Raw genomic sequence first — 19,800 nt, 5'->3', positions numbered from 1 at the left:
TTCTCAGTATTTACTTATCTTTACATAGTTTAGTTTTTTCGCGCCGACTTACTTAATTGCCCAACTAAAGATTGGAACGCCTGAATCAAGGATGCATAGGGAATATTGCGCTTGAACTGGTCAAACTTGCCAGCGATGAAGTAACCCCTTGCCCCCACAATTGGTTTATGAACTTCATTGACAACACTAGTTTTACCAATCCCCGAATAACCGGAAACTAGCATCATTTCGCTGCTACCACCTGCCACACGTTCAAAGGCAGCCATCAACATTGCGACTTCTGCTTCACGTCCGTACAACTTTTGGGGAATCAAAAAATGCCCAGATTTGTCCCGTCTTCCGGGTACGAAGTTTTCAATTTTGCCAGTCGCTTGCAGTTGAAACAAACATTCCTCTAAATCTGCTTTCAGTCCCCAAGCGCTTTGATACCTCTGTTCTGCTGTTTTCGCTAACAGCTTCAAAATAATCGCACTAATCGCCTCTGGGACTTCTTCCAAAACACGACACATAGTTTCTTTACAAGGTGCGGCGGGTATTTTGGCAATGTGACAGTGTACCAATTCCATTGGGTCGGTAGTATGAAATGGCAAAGTACCCGTCAGCATTTCATATAAGGTGACACCCAAAGAGTAAAAATCAGTGCGGTAATCAATCGCTCGATTCATTCTGCCCGTTTGCTCAGGCGACATATAAGCCAGCGTACCTTCCAGCAAATTCGGATTGCTCAAAGTGGGATTTTCTTTATCGAGGCGTGAAGAAATACTGAAGTCAATTAGTTTAACTTCCCCAGATTCGGGGTCAATCAAAATATTATGTGGCTTAATATCTTTGTGAATAATCTGTTGGGCGTGCAACTCTCCTAAGGTCTGTGCCAGGTTAATCCCCACCTTAAGGAAAGTAATCAAGCTGGTTGTTTGATTGGCAATTACTTCTTTAAGCAAGCAACCTGGAATGTCTTCCAAAACTAAAGCCAGTCCATGCTGATAATTCTTTAACTCGTAGGGTTTTACAATTCCAGGTATTTGCAGTGGTTCAATAATTTGATATTCGTGGCGCAGTCGGGCAATATCTTCTAGCAGCGGATGTTCGTCAACAAGAGTTTTGACAACGACTGAGGCGTTATCTGTTTCTCTGCGTCCGCGATAAATAATAGTTTTAGCGCCAGAGTGAAGGGTTTCGAGCAGTTGATAACCAGATAAAGTTGCTGTCATTGTTTTTTCTTGCAATATAAGCATTCTTAAGATGCCCATACAGATAGAAATATGTAATATTTATTACAAAATAATATATATTTTTACACGCTGTTACGAATTCTAATTAAATTTGTAAAACCCTTATGCCTACTGTTTTACACTCACTTACTTATCTTTGATTAAACTGGAAATTGTCATCAGTAATTCTTCTGGTGTCACAGGTTTAACGAGGTGCTGTTGAAACCCGGCTCGGAATGCTTCTTGCTGATGAATTTCGCCTGCATAAGCAGTCAGAGCGATCGCTGGAATTTGTTGTCTCCCCGTTTGTGTCTCGAAAGCACGTATTTGTTCGATCAGCATATAGCCGTTGATTTCTGGCATTCCAATATCACTGAGCATGATATCTGGTTCTGATTGTGCTAATATCTCTAAGGCTTCACCTGCTGATGCAACTGCGATCGCTGTAGCGCCAAACTCCTCAAGTACAAAGCTGAAAAAGTCGCGGCTGTCGTCATTGTCATCTACAACCAAGACTTGTATCCCCAGCAGAGGAGAGAAGACAGAAACGGCAGTTGCAGAATTAGGATTTATTTCGTGGTTGATTGTGGCGCTGTCCTTAATTAGTGGTAATCTAACTGTGAAAGTAGCTCCCTGCTCCTCACCAGCACTTTGAACCCAAATCGTACCACCGTGCATCTCGACCAAGTGACGAGCGATCGCTAAACCTAATCCCAGTCCACCAAATTTTCTCGTTGTTGTATTGTCGCCCTGACAGAAATAGTCAAACACATGAGGCAAGAAGTCTGCGGCAATCCCCTTGCCTGTGTCGCTGACGGTAATTTGGGCGTGAGCCTCAACGCACTCTAATCGCACATTTACTCGTCCCCCTGTAGCTGTGAATTTGACAGCATTCGCTAATAAATTCCAGAGAACTTGCTGTAAGCGAGCTGGATCGCCCAAAACTCTGCCGACAGTCGGATCGAGCATCATCTGAATGTGAATGGTTTTTGCCTCTGCTGCTAAACGCACTGTTTCCATTGCTGCTTCAATGGTGGATGCCAAATTGACTGATGCCATGTTGAGATTGAGTTTACCTTGGAGGATGCGAGAAACATCCAGCAAGTCTTCAATCAGTTGAGCTTGTAATTTGGCATTGCGCTCAATGGTTAAGAGTGCTTTTTGTAGGGCTGTTTCATTAAATTTACGGCTCTGCAAGAGTTTTGCCCAACCGAGAATTGGATTTAAGGGCGATCGCAATTCATGGGAAAGCACTGCCAAAAACTCATCTTTGATCCGGTTGGCGGCTTCTGCTTCCGCACGAGCTAATTTTTCCCGTTGCAAAAAGCGATCGCGTTCTTCTTCGGTGCGTTTGCGATCGGTAATGTCGGTTAACATGGCGATCGCACCCAAGAATTCACCCTGTTCATTAAAAATCGCTCTCGCAGAAATCAGTGTCCAGATGTAAGAACCATCTTTGCAACGCCATCGACCTTCTTTCAAATCGCTCTCTTCTTTCTTGAGCCATGCGAGTTGTTCTTCGACGGCAATACCATCAACTCGATCAATAAAATCAAATATAGAGCGACCGAGTATTTCTTCTGCTGGATAGCCTAACATTTGTAACATCCGTTGATTCACGAACTCTGTTCGTGCTTGGGAGTCAATTGTACAAATCCCCTCATAAGAGGTATCAACAATTCGGCGATACTTGGCTTCACTCTTCTGTAAAGACTCCTCTGCTTGCTGGCGTTCGCGGCGTTCTTTGGCTTCCCGCAATGCCCGTTGCACTGAGGGAACTAACCGCCCCAGCCGTTGCTTCAAAACATAATCAGTTGCACCATTCTTCAAAGCTTCGATCGCTAATTCTTCACCCAATGCGGCAGAAACAAAAATGAAAGGCACCTCTGGACATTTATTTCGAGCAATTTCCAACGCAGAAATGCCATCAAAAGATGGCAAGGCATAATCGGCAAGAATTAAATCGAAAGCCTCTGTGGTAATAGCAGCCAAAAAGTCAGCGCCGGTTTCGACTCTTACCAGTTCGCAATCAATTCCTGCTTCGGCTAGCATCGCTTCGGTAAGTTCTGCATCCAACAAACTATCTTCCAAAAGGAGAAAACGCAGGACATTCATCACTTGTTCTCCTGTTGACGATTTGGTGCAGGAGGTAAAGCGCCAAGGGGAGGCTGATTAATCACTGCCCAAAACAGTCCTACACCCTTAATGGCATCGGCAAACTCATGATAATCTACGGGCTTGACGACATAAGCATTAACCCCTAATTTGTAGCAGCGAACTAAATCTGGTTCCTCACGGGAAGAAGTTAGCACCACCACCGGAATCACTTGCATTACTGGGTCAGATTTGAGTTGTGCTAGCACTTCTAGTCCATCGATTTTAGGTAATTTCAAATCGAGTAGTACCACAACAGGATGCCCTTCCATCCGCAACCGGAAAAGTCCCCGGCGATAGAGATAATCTAGGGCTTCTTCTCCATCACGTACCACTACCACTTCGTTTGCCAGATGGTTCTCTGACAAAGCAGCCAATATTAATTCTGCATCATTAGCACTGTCTTCAATCAGCAGAATTCGCTTGAGTTCTTTCATTCCGTCTCCTTCTTCGACAACTTTGGTAGTGAGAAATAGAAGGTGGCTCCAGTGTCAACTTCACCCTCTGCCCAGACTCGACCATTATGCCGATGAATAATCCGCTGCACGTTTGCCAATCCAACACCTGTACCTTCAAATTCTGGATAGCTATGCAGGCGCTGAAATACTCCGAATAGCTTGTGAACATATTGCATGTTAAAGCCAACGCCGTTATCTTGCACAAAAAAGATTACTTCGTTTTCATTATCGCTACTGCCAACAGTGATTTCTGCGATGGTGCGAGTCTGAGTATATTTAACGGCATTGCCCATGAGGTTGTAAAGCACCAGCCGCAACATAGAGGGGTCGCCCTGCACTTGGGGTAATGACTGGATGTGCCAATGAATGACGCGTCCTTGGGCTTCTGTGAGTAAATCCCGTTTTACCTCTTGCACTAGCTGCTCAATATTGAGGATGATATAACGCATCTCAGTGCGCCCCATGCGGGAAAATGTCAGCAACTCATCAATTAGCACTCCTGCCTGTTTGGCGGTTTGGCTGATTATCCTCAAGTAGCGCTGACTGGTTTCGTCTAAGGTTGCGGAGCTAGGCTGCTTGGCAAGCAATTGTACAAATCCGGCGATGTGGCGAAATGGCGCTCGCAAGTCGTGAGAAACTGAATAGGAGAAGGATTCTAGTTCTTTGTTGGCGGCTTCTAACTGGGCTGTGCGCTCTTGAATCCGTTGCTCTAGGGTTTCGTTTAATTGTTGTAAGCTAGTTTCAGCTTGTTTGCGATCGCTAATGTCGCCAACTAGTCCCAGCATCCGCACTGCTTCTCCTTGATCGTTATAATAAACACGACCCCGCCCCCAAATCCAACGTAACTCTCCATCGGCGCGACGAATGCGGCACTCAAAATCCCAGATACCGTTATTAGTTAAGGCACTCAAAAATTTGGCTTCAATTAAAGGGCGGTCTTCAGGTAAGACGTGTTGGAGGAAGATTTCATAAGTCCATTCTGGTAAAAGAGACTCGTAGCCAAAGATTTGGTCGTGTCGCAGGGAACGCTGGGCAGTTTGATTGGTCAAGTCTAAATCCCAGTCACCCAACTCTGCTGATTGTAGGGCAAATCTCAGCCGTTCCTCGCTCTCGCGTAACGCTTCTTCTGCTAAAAAGCGATCGCGCAATGCTGCTTGCTTTTCGCTAATATCACTAATCAACACCGCAAAACCTTCAACGCTTCCCTGTCGATCTAATTGGGGAACGTAAATAGCATTAATGTAGCGTGTTCCAAGATTTTTATAAAAAATTTCAGTTTCAAAAGTAACCTGCTTTCCTGAAAGTACTTGTTCTACATAGGGACGCACTACTTCATAGGCAGATTCGCCCAAAACTTCCCAAAGATGCTTTCCATATACTTCTGCCGCCGGTTGCCCAAACCACTCTTCATAAGCTCGGTTGTTGAAGCGATAGCGCTGTTCTAAATCCACAAAGGAAATCAAAACTGGCAGTGTATCCGTAATTAAACGAAGTTCTGTTTCTCGTAGTCGCACTATTTCTTCGTTGGACTCTACAAAGCGATCGAACTCTGCCTGACTTTCGCGGAGAAACTTCAAGCTTTCTTCGGCTTTGCGTTGAGCTGTGCGACGTGATTCGTTGAGCGAGCTAATTAACCCCGCTGCCAGTATAAACACAGCTAAGGAAACTAAAATGTTCAAATTTGTAGTATTTGCTGGATGAAGCTGCTTCAATAACAAGTTGTAAAGTGTCAAAGTAGACAAAACAGTTGCGAATAATCCCGGCCCTAAGCCACCATACCAAGCAGTCACCATGACCGCAGCAAAAAGCAGCGCGGCAGGCGTCGCGCTCATATATCGATTGAGGAGGAGGGTGGCTCCCACTGCTAAGGAAACAGATAGGAAAGCAACAGCATAGTGTAGGAAATACTCCCGAATCAGTGCGCCTTTTTTTCTTTTAGCAACAAAGATGTTTTCGGGTTGAGAAACCCTCATCTTATGAGTCATAACCGGATTCTGTTTCTGGAAAATACTGATTTAGCAGTCTTTTGCCGGGTTCACCCATCTGGCGGATCGTGTCTTCTATGAGTTTTAGCGCTAACCGTGAGGGCACTGTATGGCCATTCTCCCAACGATTGACTGTTTTGAATGAGACTCCCAGTCTAACAGCAAACTGTTTCTGAGAAAGATTGAGTTGCTGCCGCAGTTCCCGAATTAAATCTAAAATTTCTAGTCGTTTTGTTACGGACATCTCCTTTTCCTATTCCTCCGGTATGACTAAAATAGGACACTTGTCCTATTGTTTGTCTCTTACTTAGGGAATATTTTCTAAGTTAAGGAATTCTAACAAATCAATCATGCAATTTTCTAGGATGGGCGTCTTGAGTGGGCGTTGATTTTTGATGGCGGGCAAGATGCTCGCCCCACAAGAATGATGATTATTTTATACAATGCTTATGTTTTGCTGTTTAACTGAAGTGTATTGCTTCGGAAGGTCAACGTTGAGGATAAAAGGCGCAATTTCGAGGATAAAAGGTGCAATGTTGAGAATAAAAGGCGCAATTTCGAGGATAAAAGGTGCAATTTCGAGGATAAAAGGCGCAATTTCGAGGATAAAAGGTGCAATGTTGAGGATAAAAGGCGCAATTTCGAGGATAAAAGGTGCAACGTTGAGGATAAAAGGCGCAATTTCGAGGATAAAAGGTGCAACGTTGAGGTTTAGAGGTTCAATGTTGGAGTCCAGAGGTTCACGTTTTAAGAAGATTTTTTTTTTAAGGAAGCGCAAAGGACGCATACTCCTACGGAGAAGCAAGCTACGCGTAGCATCTCGTAGAGAAGGACGCAAAGTAGAATAATTATAAAGAGTTTTTGCTATAGTGCGGTGAATTTTTCAAAAATTGAGATGTTGCGGGTAGAAACTATATCATTTTGTGAAACTGGTAGAATGCGCCTAGATAACTAATTGATGCTGAGGTAATCCCAATTTGATAAATGATTGCGGCAGATGGACTTAAACCAAAAAAGATGCACAAGGGATTCTAATCTAAAATCTTAAATCGTATTATCCTGATTGTCGCCAATGGGTCGGGGCTTCCATATGATCGGGTAGGCGAGTAGTGCGATCGCCAACTGCTTTTTTAATCTGCTGCAACTCTAAGTTTTTCGCTCCTGTCAAAATTGTCCCCTCAAGTTTCACATCACTCAGGTTCGCTTGGTAAAAGTTAGCTCCCATGAGATTTGCCTGAGTTAAGTTAGCTTGATGCAAAGTTGCTTTTTGGAGGTTAGCTCCGATGAGGTTTGCTTGATACAGGTCTGCTTCGGTTAAGCTGGCTTCGGAAAGGTTGGCAAAATAAACTTCTGTTTGCTGGAGTTTGGCTGCATTCAAGTTAGCCCCAGAAAGGTTAGCACCATTCAAGTTAGCCCCACAAAGGTTAGCACCAATCAAACCAGTCATGTGCAGGTTAGCTTTACCGAGTTTTGCTCCTTGCAAGTTAGCTAAAAACAGCTTTGCTCCTGAGAGGTTGGCAATTTTCAAAGTTGCTTGTTGCAGGTTGGCTTTATAGAGGTTTGTTCCTTGCAGATTTGCTGCACGCAGACTTGCGCCAACAAGACTAGCTGAACGCAGATTTGCACCGCAGAGGTTGGCGCGGTTGAGGTTAGCCCAAGATAGGTCGGCACCAATCAAGCTAGTTTTGAGCAATTTGGTTTCATAGAGAATAGACCGAACGAGCTTAGCACCGTTCAGGTCAGTCTCAGATAAATCTGCTCCCCGCAAATCAGCTCCACTCAAATCTGCTCCGCGGAGGTCAGCTTGTTGCAGGCTAGCTCCTACTAAATCTGCTCGCCTAATGTCAGTATTACGTAAATCAAGTTTCTGATCTTTTGGGTCTTCGAGTAAATTCCGTCTGGCGATGACAGTTAAGGCTGCTTGAATATCGGTGCGTAGTTTTGTTATTTCTTCATGGAAATTTGGATGCAACTGCTGTGTTGAACGCGACCCACCTTTGCGTCTATTTGAGTAGATTGCTGGTGAGTATTCTGGCTTTTGTGGTTCTGGTTTTACTTGCTGGATTGGTGTATTTTCTCGCACAAACGCAGTGAGGATTTCCATGATTGTCCAGTGTTCTTTGGGGAAATCTTGAGCAACTCTTTCTAATGCGTAAATTGCACCTGTACGAGTTTCAATTTTTTCGTGTCCAAGCTGGGAAATTGCTCCCATAAAGCGTTCTGCAATCAATCTGTCTTGATTGAGTTTTGCATTTTGAATGTCAATTTCTAAGTTTTTCTCAGCTGCGATCGCATTTTTCTGCAAAGCTTGGGTATGCTTTGCTGAATAATAAGCATTGAACATTGCTGCCGATGCCAGAAAAACGATTGCAGTGGTTGTTAATGCTTGGTTTCTATACTGGATTTTCTCCTGAATTGACAATTCCTTAACACTGGACAACGCGAAGAAAATGACAGTCAATGAACCAGCAAATATAACTGTTATAGTTATCAACCAATTCAACAGAGTGTCTGTCTTTTTAGAAGACATGGTAAAAATTTTCCTTACAACCTAGAATTATTACTTAGTTATTTGGACAAAATAGTATAGCATTTAGCAAAAAAATTATAATATGGTTACAAGAGTCATTTAACTTAGGAATGACATTGGATATACTAGTACATCACTTTCTAAATAAACCAGCCATTGTAAATCAGTGAAACCCTTGCAGTACCGGAATTATAAATTACAAATTACTCCGAAAATTTAGCTTCCCTGAAATTTGCTCCATCAAGTATGGCATCATTGAGAATTACCCCGTGCAGATTAGCTAGATAGAGGCTGGCACGATGCAGGTTCGCTTTTTGCAGGTTCGCCCTTTGCAGGTTGCAAGCACTGAGGATTGCACCTTTGAGGTTAGCTGAATATAGGTTAGCTCGCTCTAAATTTGCTGCACTGAGGATTGCTCCCTCTAAATTGGCTTCTGCTAGGTTAGCGCCAGCAAGATTAGCTTGATAAAGATTCATCTGTTCTAGGTTAGCTTTATTTAAGTTTGCTCCTCTGATGTCCGTATGACTCAAATCAAGCTGCTCGTTGTCAGGATCTTTGTTTACATCTCTTCGAGCGATAACGGTAAGAGCCGCTTGAATATCTCCCCGAACTTTTGCACCAGGGTTGCTGATAACTTGCTTTTGCGGTGTGTAAGCAGCATTTTTGCGAATAAAACTAGTGAGAATGTCCATGATTATCCAGTGGTACTGTGGATGATTATGGGCAATTTGTTCTAAATCACTAATTATAGCTACACTAGTTTCCATTGTGTGATTACCTAACTGTTCAATTGCTATTTGTAAACGCTGTTTTGGCGAGTGATACGGAATTTGTTTAAGCTGTTCCGGAAAATCATATATCTTGAGGAATATTTTTGAGAATAGGTTGTTATTTGTCGGTAAAATATTTCTCATGACATGAAAAGCATTAATAATTACTGTCAACATACAAAAATACTCGTCGTGGTTTTTAACAATTTACTTGTCTAAGGTATTGTTTCACGCATGGTCAATATTTGAATATGCTAACGCAACAAACAAAATAGATAATATAACTGTTTAGTAAATATTCAGTAACATACATACTGCCTGCTGTCATTAGTCATCAGTTGAACTCATGATTTTTCATTCTTCACTAACAATTGACCCCGGTCATGATAATTTTGTAAGAATTCACGAGTGAAAATTCAGGATTTAGATATAGTTATATCAAGTTCGATTTAATACTTGTAATTAGGAATGACGCTCACAACCTTAGGTTATATAGGACTAATATTTGATTTCTGAATAAATCTCCGTACTCTCATTTGTTCCCTTTTCCCTCTTCCTTCTTATATCATGTCCGCTAAATTGCTTATAAGCTGTCGCGTATTTAATAGACCTCTTGCAAAAGTTACTTTTGCAAGAGGGGGGAAAGGGAAAAGGTTAAAGGGAAAAGGGTTTTTATTAGCCCTTTCCCCTTTACCCCTTACCCTTTTCCCCACTTCTGCAAGAAGTCTAATGTATATAAAAAAATATAAATTTGATGTAGATGTAGTGGCGTGACAAGACTAAAATAGTGCATTAGAAAATTCGTATTTTCCTAAAAAATAAGTTTACCTCAATTATCTATCGCAACAATTTAGGCTTGACACGCTACTACATCTTCTTAAAAATTCTGACTTCTGAATTCTGCTCTCAACCCAAAATCTCTATTCTTGTTGAAGTTGTTCAATTAGCTGAATAATTTGTTGATAATACTGGATATTTCCTTCTTGATAATACAATTGTGCGGATTTCTGAAAATCGGCAATTGCTTGTTGTAAATTACCCAAATTTCGGTAGACATCTGCTCGCAGGATATAAGCTGAAGTCCAATGAGGTTGACGTTGTAAAGCTTCGTTTAAGTCTGCTAAAGCTGAGTTGAACTCTTGTAACAGAGAATAGCTACGCCCCCGATTGTACCAGTCTTCAGCAAAGCTGGGGTCGATCGCAATTGCCTGAGTGTAATCTTTAATCGCACCATGATAGTCTTCTATGGCGTAGCGAGCATTAGCCCGATCGCTGTAAAATGCAGCAGATTGAGGATTGATTTGCAAAGCTTGGGTGTAATCTGCGATCGCATTTTCATATTCTTCTAAAGCATAGCGGGTAGAAGCCCTGTTATAATAAGCTTCAATTAAATCGGGATTGATTTCTAAAGCTTTGTCATAATCTGCAATGGCTCCATGTTCATCCCCTAAAAGACGACGAGCATTGCCCCGATTGCAGTAAGCTTGGGAAAAGTCAGGAATCAACTCTATGGCTATTGTGTTATCATTAATTGCTCCTGGGAAATCTTGCAAAGCTTCACGGGCAATACCCCGGCCATAATAAGCTGCGGCTAAGTTATGATTAATCTGCAATGCTCGGTCATAATCTTTAATTGCTCCTTTATGATCTCCTATAGAACGACGAGCCGCAGCGCGATCGCAATATCCTTCCGCTAAATTAGGATTGAGTTGTAATAAGCGATTACTATCTTCAATTGCACTTTGATAGTTTCCTAATCGGCGAAGCGCATTCGCCCGAAAGCCGTATACTAAAGCTAGTGTCGGATTTTCTTGCAATGCTCGGTCATAATCTGCAATTGCACCTTCATAGTCTTCAAGGGTGCTACGCACCAGACCGCGTTCGCAATAAGCTTGCACATCATCAGGATTGAGTTTGAGTGCTTGGTTAAAATCCTCAATTGCGGCTTGATAATTTTGTAGATGAGACAGAACCAAACCCCGATTGTAATATGCACCGGCAAAGTTGGGGTTAATTTTTAAGGCGTGGTTGTAATCTGCGATCGCACTTTCATAGTCTGCTAGAGCATAGTAGGCATTACCTCGATTATGATAAGCCTCTGCCAAGTTAGGATCTAATTCTAATGCCCGATCGTGATCGGCCATCGCCTCGTGATAATTTCCTAACATCTGGTGAATATTACCCCGATTGCTGTAAGCTGCGGCAAAATGGGGATACCACTGTAAAGCTTCCTGAAAATCTGCGATCGCACCTTCAGAATCGCCGCGATCAAGACGAGCTACACCGCGATTATGATAGGCATTGGCGATATCAATATTGATGTTATCAGCTAATTGGGTGCTGATTTCGATGGTTTGGATATAATCGGCGATCGCTTTGTCATAGTCTGCTAAGGCAAAGTAGGCATTTCCCCGGCTGTGGTAGGATTGGGCGAGATTCGGGTCGATGGCTAAAGCTTGGTTATGGTCGGCGATGGCTTTTTCATAATCTCCTAAAAAGTAGCGTGCATTGGCGCGGTGATAGTAGGCTGTGGCAAAATTGGGGTTGATTTCTATGGCGCGATTGAAATTGGCGATCGCACTATGATAATCTGTGAGGCTACTTGAAATAATTCCTCGATTATGGTGAGCTTCGGCGTAATCAGGATTGAGTTTGATAGCTTGGGTGTAAGCTGTAATAGCTGCTTGATACTTCCCTTGTAAATTATTGTTGAATCCTTGGTTGAAAAAATCTTCAGCATTCATATAAATAATTTTTTTGTTTATGATATTCCCTAGCTTTTAAGCATGGGGGTTTTTAATGATATGAAAATCATTACAAGTACTATTGTGCCTGGTGTTGGGGTTTTTGGTTGCGATCAGGCGATCGGTTTTGATTTACAGCAGTTTTGATTTATTTAGATCGCCCTCTCTGCGTCTGTAGCGCCTCTGGGTTACCATTTCTTTGTGAGGCTGCGCCAAATTTTTTTAACTTCTTATTTGTTTCTTTCTTTGCGCCCTACCCTGCGGGAAGCCGCTCCGCGTCTATGCGTCCTTTGCGGTTTGTTTCTCATATATAGATGTTGATGGCAAACGTAAAATCGACTTTGCTTTCAATTAAATGAAACCCGGCGACGGGATTGAAACACAAATCGCACTTAGCAGCCCCGTACAGGAATTCTCTTTCAATTAAATGAAATCCGGCAACACGATTGAAACAATTGTCAACTATTTAAAGGCTAATGCTCAAATTCTAAGTCCGCAACAGTTAGCTGATGAAATTAAAAAAGAGTATGAGAAAGTATGGGAAAAATTTTGAAAAAGGGAGTGGGGGAGATGCGGTTCGGCTTCTCTGAGAGACGCTACGCGTAGCTTGCTTACCCGCAGGGGTACGCTCACCGACCGGGGGATGCGGTTCGGCTTTGCTCACCGACCAGGGGATGAGGGAGCAGGGGAGAAGTTGTAGCAATCTTTACCCTCTGCCCCTTCCCAGTGCCCAATGCCCTGCTAATTTACCACTTGGCTACCATGACTGCGGGGGTCATCTTGACTAGCTGTTGGTGCTACTGGAGCTGAGAATTTGGAAACTTGTCCGCTAGATTGACCATAGGGGAGAGACGAACCAGTAACTAAAGCCTCTAAGTTGCTAGCCATGATTGTCCGGGGTTGATCGCCGATCGCCTGAGCGATGGTTTCCCCACCCGGCTTCAAAAATACAAAATGCGGAATCCCATCCACGCGATATTTCAGCATTTCTGGTAACCACTTAGTATTATCCACATTCAGCATCACGAAATTTAGCTTCTGGGCATATTCTGTTTCCAGTTGAGCAATATCTGGTGCCATTTTTTGGCAGACAGTACACCAATCAGCATAAAACTCCACTAAAGATGGTTTACCGTTGGTCATTGCGACTTCTAGCGGTGTGGAGGCTTCACTTAATTTCGCTAGGGAAGCCGAAGTTGTTTCAGTTCGCAACCCTAAGAAAAAGGCTACGCTCAAGGCGATCGCTACGATCGCAACTAAGAAGTTTCTCAAACGCTTCCCTAAGGTAGATTCAGACTTTTCGGGAGAATTAACTGGTGAACCCGTACTCATAACAGAATTATTACAACTTATTAAATAGTCTATTTCACTCTAGCAATTTACAGGAGTCGGGAATAGTCAATTGCTAAGATCAAACTACCCCGTCAGAAATCCTGAATTTTTGCATTTCGCCTCTGTAGCGGGCAAAATCCTTGTTGCTTAATAATCAAGCTGCATATTTTGTCAACAGCGCCACTAATCAAACTAGTTTTTACCAAATGCGCGGATGGGTAGGTGTTGGCCAGAGAATGCCTACAAAAATGCCTGTATTGCCTTATATATAACCACTTGACGATGGAGTATCAGTAAACCAACCGCGCACCTTATCTAGACTAGCTTTCAGCGATTTACATCTAGCCAAATTACAAACCGTCATGTTATCATTCTTGCATTCGCGCAACCGAACCTTGAAAACCAAATAATACAAAGCTTTCGGATACCAGCAATTGCAATTAATCAAAATCCCTATTAGGGATTGAAACGGTTAAATCCTTCCAGACTGACAACTACGTCTCTTGGATTGCAATTAATCAAAATCCCTATTAGGGATTGAAACTAAACCAACTAACATCACTTGGGTAGAGGCGGAATTATTGCAATTAATCAAAATCCCTATTAGGGATTGAAACTAACTTAGGTTCACCCAATATGTCAACCCTGAAATTGCAATTAATCAAAATCCCTATTAGGGATTGAAACGGCGGGAAGGTGGTAGGCGCATTTCCAAAGCCAATATTGCAATTAATCAAAATCCCTATTAGGGATTGAAACCTTAAAGATAAAGACGGTGAATATAAGGTAATGAGATTGCAATTAATCAAAATCCCTATTAGGGATTGAAACAACAATAATCCCTTTCTTGCCGCTGCCGGGAATGTCAGATTGCAATTAATCAAAATCCCTATTAGGGATTGAAACTTATATGTTCCCGTTGCTTTACTTTCCGATCGTTTATTGCAATTAATCAAAATCCCTATTAGGGATTGAAACGCGAAGAAAATTATTGTGGAAATTATAGATACCCTGATTGCAATTAATCAAAATCCCTATTAGGGATTGAAACGAAACAACCTCTGTCACAGGCGCTACGACAATTAAAATTGCAATTAATCAAAATCCCTATTAGGGATTGAAACTGGTTAACCAAGTATGGCAACACAAAGGAGCTTGGATTGCAATTAATCAAAATCCCTATTAGGGATTGAAACCCCTTAGACGACGTTCTTTCTGTTGCCGTCTTTCTTCATTGCAATTAATCAAAATCTCTATTAGGGATTGAAACAGCCCGAACAGTAGCTCAAGAGTACGGGCAAGCTATTGCAATTAATCAAAATCCCTATTAGGGATTGAAACAACGATGCAGATTCGGGAGATGCTCTCCTGGAGAGATTGCAATTAATCAAAATCCCTATTAGGGATTGAAACCAAGACTAACTTAGTACAACATTTCATTAATTCATAGCGAATTCTCTGCGTCCCTTTGCGCTTACCTCTGCGCTCCTTTGCGTTTAAATTTCAACCCTCAATTCGCCACCATTTCACGCAAAGCTGCACTTAGGTATCTCAGCCATTTAGCAAAATTGCAATTAACCAGCCTATCCCCGACTTATCAAAGAAGTCGGGGATAGGCGCTTAACTCACAAAATCACTCCAGTTTCTTTCAAATAAACTCGTGTAAATGGTTCGTCTTGCCCCAAAGTGTAGTCCTCAATTAACCCTTTACGACGAATAGAGATATCGTTGCCTTTTTTAATCACCACAGTAGAACCGTCAAAGACATCCCGTGTCAACATCATCTCGGTTTCGGTGGGATTATCCAAAACTACGAGATTACTACGTTGGTAAAACATACCCTCTTGCTCTAGTATGTCTTCCGCATACTCAGCAATCAACAAATCAAGTTTGGGATGACGCAGCAAAGTTTGGACGTTGCTGTTGTAAGTTGTGCTTAATACTTTTTTCGAGCGATTCACAAAAACTGCATCACGACAAACAGCGCCAATTGTCCAGTCAGGATGTTGTAAAAGGATATGGTCAATTGTTGTTTGCAGTTCCTCAATTGAGATTTTGTTAAAGGTAATAATCGGTATCCTGGCATCTGTACCAGACTCAAAAAACGTTTCTAAAATATGAGAAGGCACATCAACGCTTTCACCTTCAGAAGGTTTCAAATGCATTAAAATTCCTGGTGCAGCGTTAATTTCCAAGATAGCGAAGTTACTCGATTTCCAAGATTCTGCAAGACTTTTGGTAATAACATCAATACCCAAACAAGTTAGCTGAAAGTGTTGGGCAATATCTTGAGCGAGGATAATATTGTCATCATGAACAGTATGCGTTGCATTGATGCTCATACCGCCGGCGGAAAGATTGGCGACTTTACGTAGGTAGACGGTGCGCCCTTTTTCAATCACACTGTCCAATGACAAACGCTGTTCGTCTAGGTAGAGTTCCATTGCATCATCCACCAGAATTTTGCTCATCGGCGAGGTGGGTGAATCTAAACGTGCAGGTTTGCGGTTCTCTTGACGAATTAATTGAGCGATAGTTAGATAGCCATCACCAACAACCGATGCAGGACGGCGTTCTGTGGCGGCGACGAATTTACCATCGACACACAACAAACGAAAATCCGATCCGGAAATGCTTTTCTCTACTATGATTCTGGGCAGCTGGTCTTCAGGAATCGCTGCTAGTGCCCTACTATAAGCAGATTCCAGTTCTTTTGAATCTTGCACGTCAGCCGTAACGCCAATTCCTTTATGACCTACCACTGGCTTAACTGCCACTGGGTAGCCAATTTGTCTAGCTACTGCTAAAGCTTCATTTTCAGAAAAGACGATATCGCCTTCAGGTACTGGAAAACCCAGAGTTTTCAAAAATGCCTTACAGTCATCTTTGCGGGTAGTAAATTCTGAATCTAGATGGCTATCACAGTTAAATGTTGTTGCTACCCCCCGGACATGTTTTTTTCCAAAACCGTATTGCATCAATCCTTCTTCCCACAAATAAAACGCGGGAATACCTTTTTCGTGAGCTGTTCGCAATAGCGCGTAGACTGTAGGGCCGCCATAGACAGATGCGCGGAATCTACTTTGCAGCCTCACTAGCTGATCTTCAAAGTCGAAGTCTTGGTCTTGGGTAATGGCTTCAAACCAATCCCAAACAAAGTAAATTACTTCTCTGGTTGTCCGTTCGTGTAGAGATTCGATGCTAATTCGCGTGAATTTTAGATATGGTTTGACACTCCAGCGATTGAGGTGCAAATCCATGTCCAATTTTCCGACTTCTGACGCCACTTGGGCCAATAGATGGGCGTAGGATTCGTAGCTTTGTTCACGCAGGTGGGGATAGCGATCGCCAATCCTTGAAATATAATTCTCAATAGGCAAAGGCTCTCTCAACTCAACTAGAGCAAAATCAAATACTAGTGCCCCTCTATCTAAATAAGGGTTAGCTCCAATGTAATGCTTGAAGTTGAAAATATCGAATACATCCGTTCTTCTAGCATTAATACGGACTAAATCACTGCTTTTTTGTTGAACCATTGATTATGAACCTTTGCTAAACACCCTGAAATTGAGATGCTGAGTTCGATTACTCAGACTTTTTGATTATTAGAATTCAGAAGTCAGAATACTTACGGAATCATTACACTGCCTCCTCCTGAATACTGAATTCTAACTATTGATTTACTTAATTTTGGGGAGTTATGGCTTTGTCATCGAATAGAACCGAACCTACCCTAACGATATTGCAAAGCACCTTCAACTATCTCAAGGCATAATTCAATTTTTATTCATCAGTAAATAAAAAATCACATTCAATTCATCCTGATGAATAATCAAAGATACGACCTTTGAAAGGTGCGATAGTTTCACAATAGCTTGTATAAATCTATATACGGTATCAACGAATTAAGATATTGAGTGAGGAAACAGCAAAGTATGAATGGCACACAAGCTGCTCTAAGAGATGAAGTTAGGCTACTGGCTGAGGAAGCTTTTCACCTGAAGCTAATTTCTGGGCATGGAGATGGGCCAGACATCAAAGAGTACCAAATTGTCTATCAAGGCAAACCCAGGCATCTCCCACTAGAACAAGCACGTTTTTTCTTGAGTAATTTGCTTTACAGAAGCCGGATTCATTAAATAATTTGCCAGGAAATTTTGGATTTTAGACTTCGGCTTCTCTACGAGACGCTAAGCTTTCTTTGTACTGAGCGGCTTGTACTGAGGAAAGCCGTTGGGGCAGCCTCTCGTAGAGAAGCAAGTCGAAGCAAGTCGAACGATTATAGATTTTGGATTGACCCTACCGATAAATTTCATTCTGAATTCTGATAGGTAATCAATTTTTTGAGTTGAGAATAAATTTTTTCACACAATTGCATAGCAATATTATTGCTAAAATTAGTATTAAATACACAATTTCCACTAAAAATTTGTTTGCGATCGCCAACTCTAATATCATCAATCATGCCTCTAGAAAATATCTCTAGAGGCTGTTGATGTAGTGAAGTATGTTTTATTTAGTAAACGACGATTAATTCTTGTGAAAATGATTTTTATTTAAATTAAAAAACCGTTTGGTCTAATTGCGATCGCAAATTTTCATACTAGTTTTTTCCAGTAACCTACCAAAAGGAAGATATTATAATTTCAATTGTCATGGTTTATTTAAATTTATCTCAATCAAATCAGGGGCTATTATGTTAGAAAGTAATCCTAAAAAACAATTAGTAATTATTGGCGGAGCCGAAGACAAAGATGGGGATTCCCAAATTTTGCGGGAATTTGTACGCCGTGCTGGAGGTACAAAAGCGATTATTGTGATTATGACAGCGGCGACAGAACTACCGAGAGAGGTGGGAGAAAATTATATTAGAGTGTTTGAACGATTAGGAGCCGAGAATGTCCGCATCATTGACACAGAAACTCGTGATGATGCGTCTTCATCAACCGCATTGCAAGCTATTGATAAAGCAACTGGCATATTTTTTACTGGAGGAGACCAAGCTCGTATCACCAGCATCCTCAAGGACACCGAAATCGATGCGGCGATTCACAAACGGTATGGTGAAGGTGCGGTTATTGCAGGTACCAGCGCCGGAGCAGCTGTAATGCCAGATAAAATGATCGTCGAAGGTGATTCCCAAACCAACCCACGGATCGAAACTGTGGAAATGGGTCCCGGTATGGGATTTCTCCCAGGAGTGGTAATCGATCAACATTTCTCTCAACGTGGAAGATTGGGACGCTTAATTTCCGCTTTAGTACTAGAGCCTGCTGTCTTGGGATTCGGTATTGATGAGAATACCGCAATGGTTGTGACAGATAATCAAATTGAAGTGATTGGTGAAGGTGCAGTCACAATTGTCGATGAATCAGATGCCACATATAACAATGTGGGTGAAATCTTGAAGGATGAACCGTTGGCGATTTGCGGAGCGAAGTTACATATTTTACCACATGGCTTCAAATTTGACCTCAAAACCCGCCAGCCTATTCTCAATAATGGCTCTGTGGCAAATGTCTCTGTAGGAGTTAGTTAATTTAGGACTAATTCTGTGGTTCATTTTCCTTGACCTGTGCGTTAGTCCTGTGGATAAAAATCGGCGATCGCGAGTTACTATTTCTTCTATGTTAAGAATTAGTTAATAAACGTTTAATTGAGCAAAATGCAGTCATTATAAAATACTGGGAAAATCGAAATAATTTCCCAGTTTTTTAGTATCTTAGCTCAGTTAGTAACTTGACGATGAAAGCCATTATATTAGCTGCTGGTGTTGGACAACGCTTGGGTAAAGATGGGCAAATTCAACCCAAATGCTTATTGAAGTTTAACGGCAAATCTTTATTAGAGCGCCATTTGAACTATCTTCGTTATTACCAAATAGACGAAGTAGTAATTGCCGTGGGTTACCAGGCAGAAAAAATTCAGGATGAAATCAAAGCATTGGGAGCCGAAAATTGGGTTAGTACAGTTTACAATCCTGACTATACCAAAGGTAGCATTATCAGCTTGTGGAGTTTACGTCAACATCTGGCTGCTGGTGAGGATTTATTGTTAATGGATGCAGATGTTTTGTACGATCGCCACATTATCGAACGACTATTAAAGACAGATATCTCCAATTGCTTCTTGTTGGATCGAGATTTTGAAGCAGGGGATGAACCAGTGAAGCTTTGTGTCAAGGACGGTTATTTAGTGGAGTTTCGCAAACAAGTGGCTCTTACCCTGTATGATTTTGCCGGTGAGTCTGTGGGATTCTTTCGCTTTGAAAATGCGATCGCTCGCCGTCTCGCCAGCCGCACAGAACAATATGTTGCTGACGGACTGCACGACCAACCTTATGAGGAAGTAATTCGGGATCTGCTGTTAGAAACTCCAGAATTATTTGGTTACGAAGACATCACTGGTTTACCTTGGATTGAAATCGATTTTCCCGAAGATATTCAACGTGCCCAAAACCAGACTTTACCCCAAATTGAAATAGCTTGAGAAGGCAGAAGGCAGAAGGCAGAAGGTTTTATTAAGAAGGGGATTCAGACCCCTGCTTAAGTAAGAGCGACCAAATTAAAAATTTGGTCGGGGTTTTAAACCCTTTAAAACTTAGATTTCTGGAATC

At 42.0% G+C, this 19,800-nt stretch carries 13 protein-coding genes, 1 pseudogene and 1 CRISPR repeat array; of the genes and pseudogenes, 3 read left to right on the top strand and 11 right to left on the bottom strand.

Annotated features, from left to right (window positions below):
• Positions 1 to 53 precede the first annotated feature (53 nt).
• From ACM0OY_RS23660 to ACM0OY_RS23610, 11 genes and pseudogenes are all read right to left on the bottom strand, one after another.
• Positions 54 to 1,211 (bottom strand): annotated as a pseudogene (locus ACM0OY_RS23660) (protein kinase domain-containing protein); the annotation flags it as partial.
• Positions 1,212 to 1,358: 147 nt separating this feature from the next.
• A complete protein-coding gene (locus ACM0OY_RS23655; RefSeq protein ID WP_414571270.1) occupies positions 1,359 to 3,326 on the bottom strand; it encodes a response regulator in 1,968 nt (655 codons plus the stop codon).
• Positions 3,326 to 3,802 carry a response regulator gene (locus ACM0OY_RS23650; RefSeq protein ID WP_414571269.1) on the bottom strand — a complete coding sequence of 159 codons (477 nt, stop codon included), beginning with the start codon at positions 3,800 to 3,802 and terminating at the stop codon, positions 3,326 to 3,328. Before ACM0OY_RS23650 ends, ACM0OY_RS23655 begins: the two co-directional genes overlap by 1 nt.
• On the bottom strand, positions 3,799 to 5,808 hold the full coding sequence (locus tag ACM0OY_RS23645) for a PAS domain S-box protein (protein ID WP_414571268.1): 2,010 nt from the start codon (positions 5,806 to 5,808) through the stop codon (positions 3,799 to 3,801). Before ACM0OY_RS23645 ends, ACM0OY_RS23650 begins: the two co-directional genes overlap by 4 nt.
• Positions 5,798 to 6,052, bottom strand: a complete 255-nt coding sequence (locus ACM0OY_RS23640) for a helix-turn-helix domain-containing protein (RefSeq protein WP_414571267.1) — start codon at positions 6,050 to 6,052, stop codon at positions 5,798 to 5,800. Before ACM0OY_RS23640 ends, ACM0OY_RS23645 begins: the two co-directional genes overlap by 11 nt.
• 192 nt (positions 6,053 to 6,244) lie before the next feature.
• Positions 6,245 to 6,595: a hypothetical protein gene (locus tag ACM0OY_RS23635; RefSeq protein ID WP_414571266.1), complete on the bottom strand. Its 351-nt coding sequence runs from the start codon at positions 6,593 to 6,595 to the stop codon at positions 6,245 to 6,247.
• Positions 6,596 to 6,862: 267 nt separating this feature from the next.
• Positions 6,863 to 8,338 (bottom strand): pentapeptide repeat-containing protein, encoded by a 1,476-nt coding sequence (locus ACM0OY_RS23630; protein ID WP_414571265.1) that lies wholly within the window; start codon positions 8,336 to 8,338, stop codon positions 6,863 to 6,865.
• 203 nt (positions 8,339 to 8,541) lie between these two features.
• Positions 8,542 to 9,285 (bottom strand): pentapeptide repeat-containing protein, encoded by a 744-nt coding sequence (locus ACM0OY_RS23625; protein WP_414571264.1) that lies wholly within the window; start codon positions 9,283 to 9,285, stop codon positions 8,542 to 8,544.
• A 743-nt stretch (positions 9,286 to 10,028) separates the two neighbouring features.
• Complete coding sequence (locus ACM0OY_RS23620) at positions 10,029 to 11,852, bottom strand: tetratricopeptide repeat protein (protein WP_414571263.1); 1,824 nt, start codon at positions 11,850 to 11,852, stop codon at positions 10,029 to 10,031.
• 741 nt (positions 11,853 to 12,593) lie between these two features.
• Positions 12,594 to 13,184, bottom strand: coding sequence for a thioredoxin family protein (locus ACM0OY_RS23615; RefSeq protein ID WP_414571262.1), 591 nt, complete (start codon positions 13,182 to 13,184; stop codon positions 12,594 to 12,596).
• A 433-nt stretch (positions 13,185 to 13,617) separates the two neighbouring features.
• A CRISPR array of direct repeats spans positions 13,618 to 14,597; the repeat unit is 37 nt; unit sequence ATTGCAATTAATCAAAATCCCTATTAGGGATTGAAAC.
• Between the two features lie 212 nt (positions 14,598 to 14,809).
• On the bottom strand, positions 14,810 to 16,720 hold the full coding sequence (locus ACM0OY_RS23610) for an acetate--CoA ligase family protein (RefSeq protein WP_414571261.1): 1,911 nt from the start codon (positions 16,718 to 16,720) through the stop codon (positions 14,810 to 14,812).
• Between the two features lie 399 nt (positions 16,721 to 17,119).
• Between ACM0OY_RS23610 and ACM0OY_RS23605 the strand changes: the two genes are divergently transcribed.
• The 3 genes from ACM0OY_RS23605 to ACM0OY_RS23595 all read left to right on the top strand — a co-directional run bounded on the left by ACM0OY_RS23605 (position 17,120) and on the right by ACM0OY_RS23595 (position 19,673).
• The gene (locus tag ACM0OY_RS23605; RefSeq protein WP_414571260.1) at positions 17,120 to 17,323 is read left to right on the top strand and encodes a hypothetical protein; all 204 of its coding nucleotides are present in this window, start codon (positions 17,120 to 17,122) and stop codon (positions 17,321 to 17,323) included.
• Between the two features lie 557 nt (positions 17,324 to 17,880).
• A complete protein-coding gene (locus tag ACM0OY_RS23600; RefSeq protein ID WP_414571259.1) occupies positions 17,881 to 18,723 on the top strand; it encodes a cyanophycinase in 843 nt (280 codons plus the stop codon).
• 206 nt (positions 18,724 to 18,929) lie between these two features.
• Positions 18,930 to 19,673: an NTP transferase domain-containing protein gene (locus ACM0OY_RS23595; RefSeq protein WP_414571258.1), complete on the top strand. Its 744-nt coding sequence runs from the start codon at positions 18,930 to 18,932 to the stop codon at positions 19,671 to 19,673.
• Positions 19,674 to 19,800 lie beyond the last annotated feature (127 nt).

The organism is Nostoc sp. CCY 9925, assembly GCF_963920935.1.
Taxonomy (GTDB): Bacteria; Cyanobacteriota; Cyanobacteriia; order Cyanobacteriales; family Nostocaceae; genus Nostoc.
This window is presented reverse-complemented; position numbering and strand designations above follow the sequence as displayed.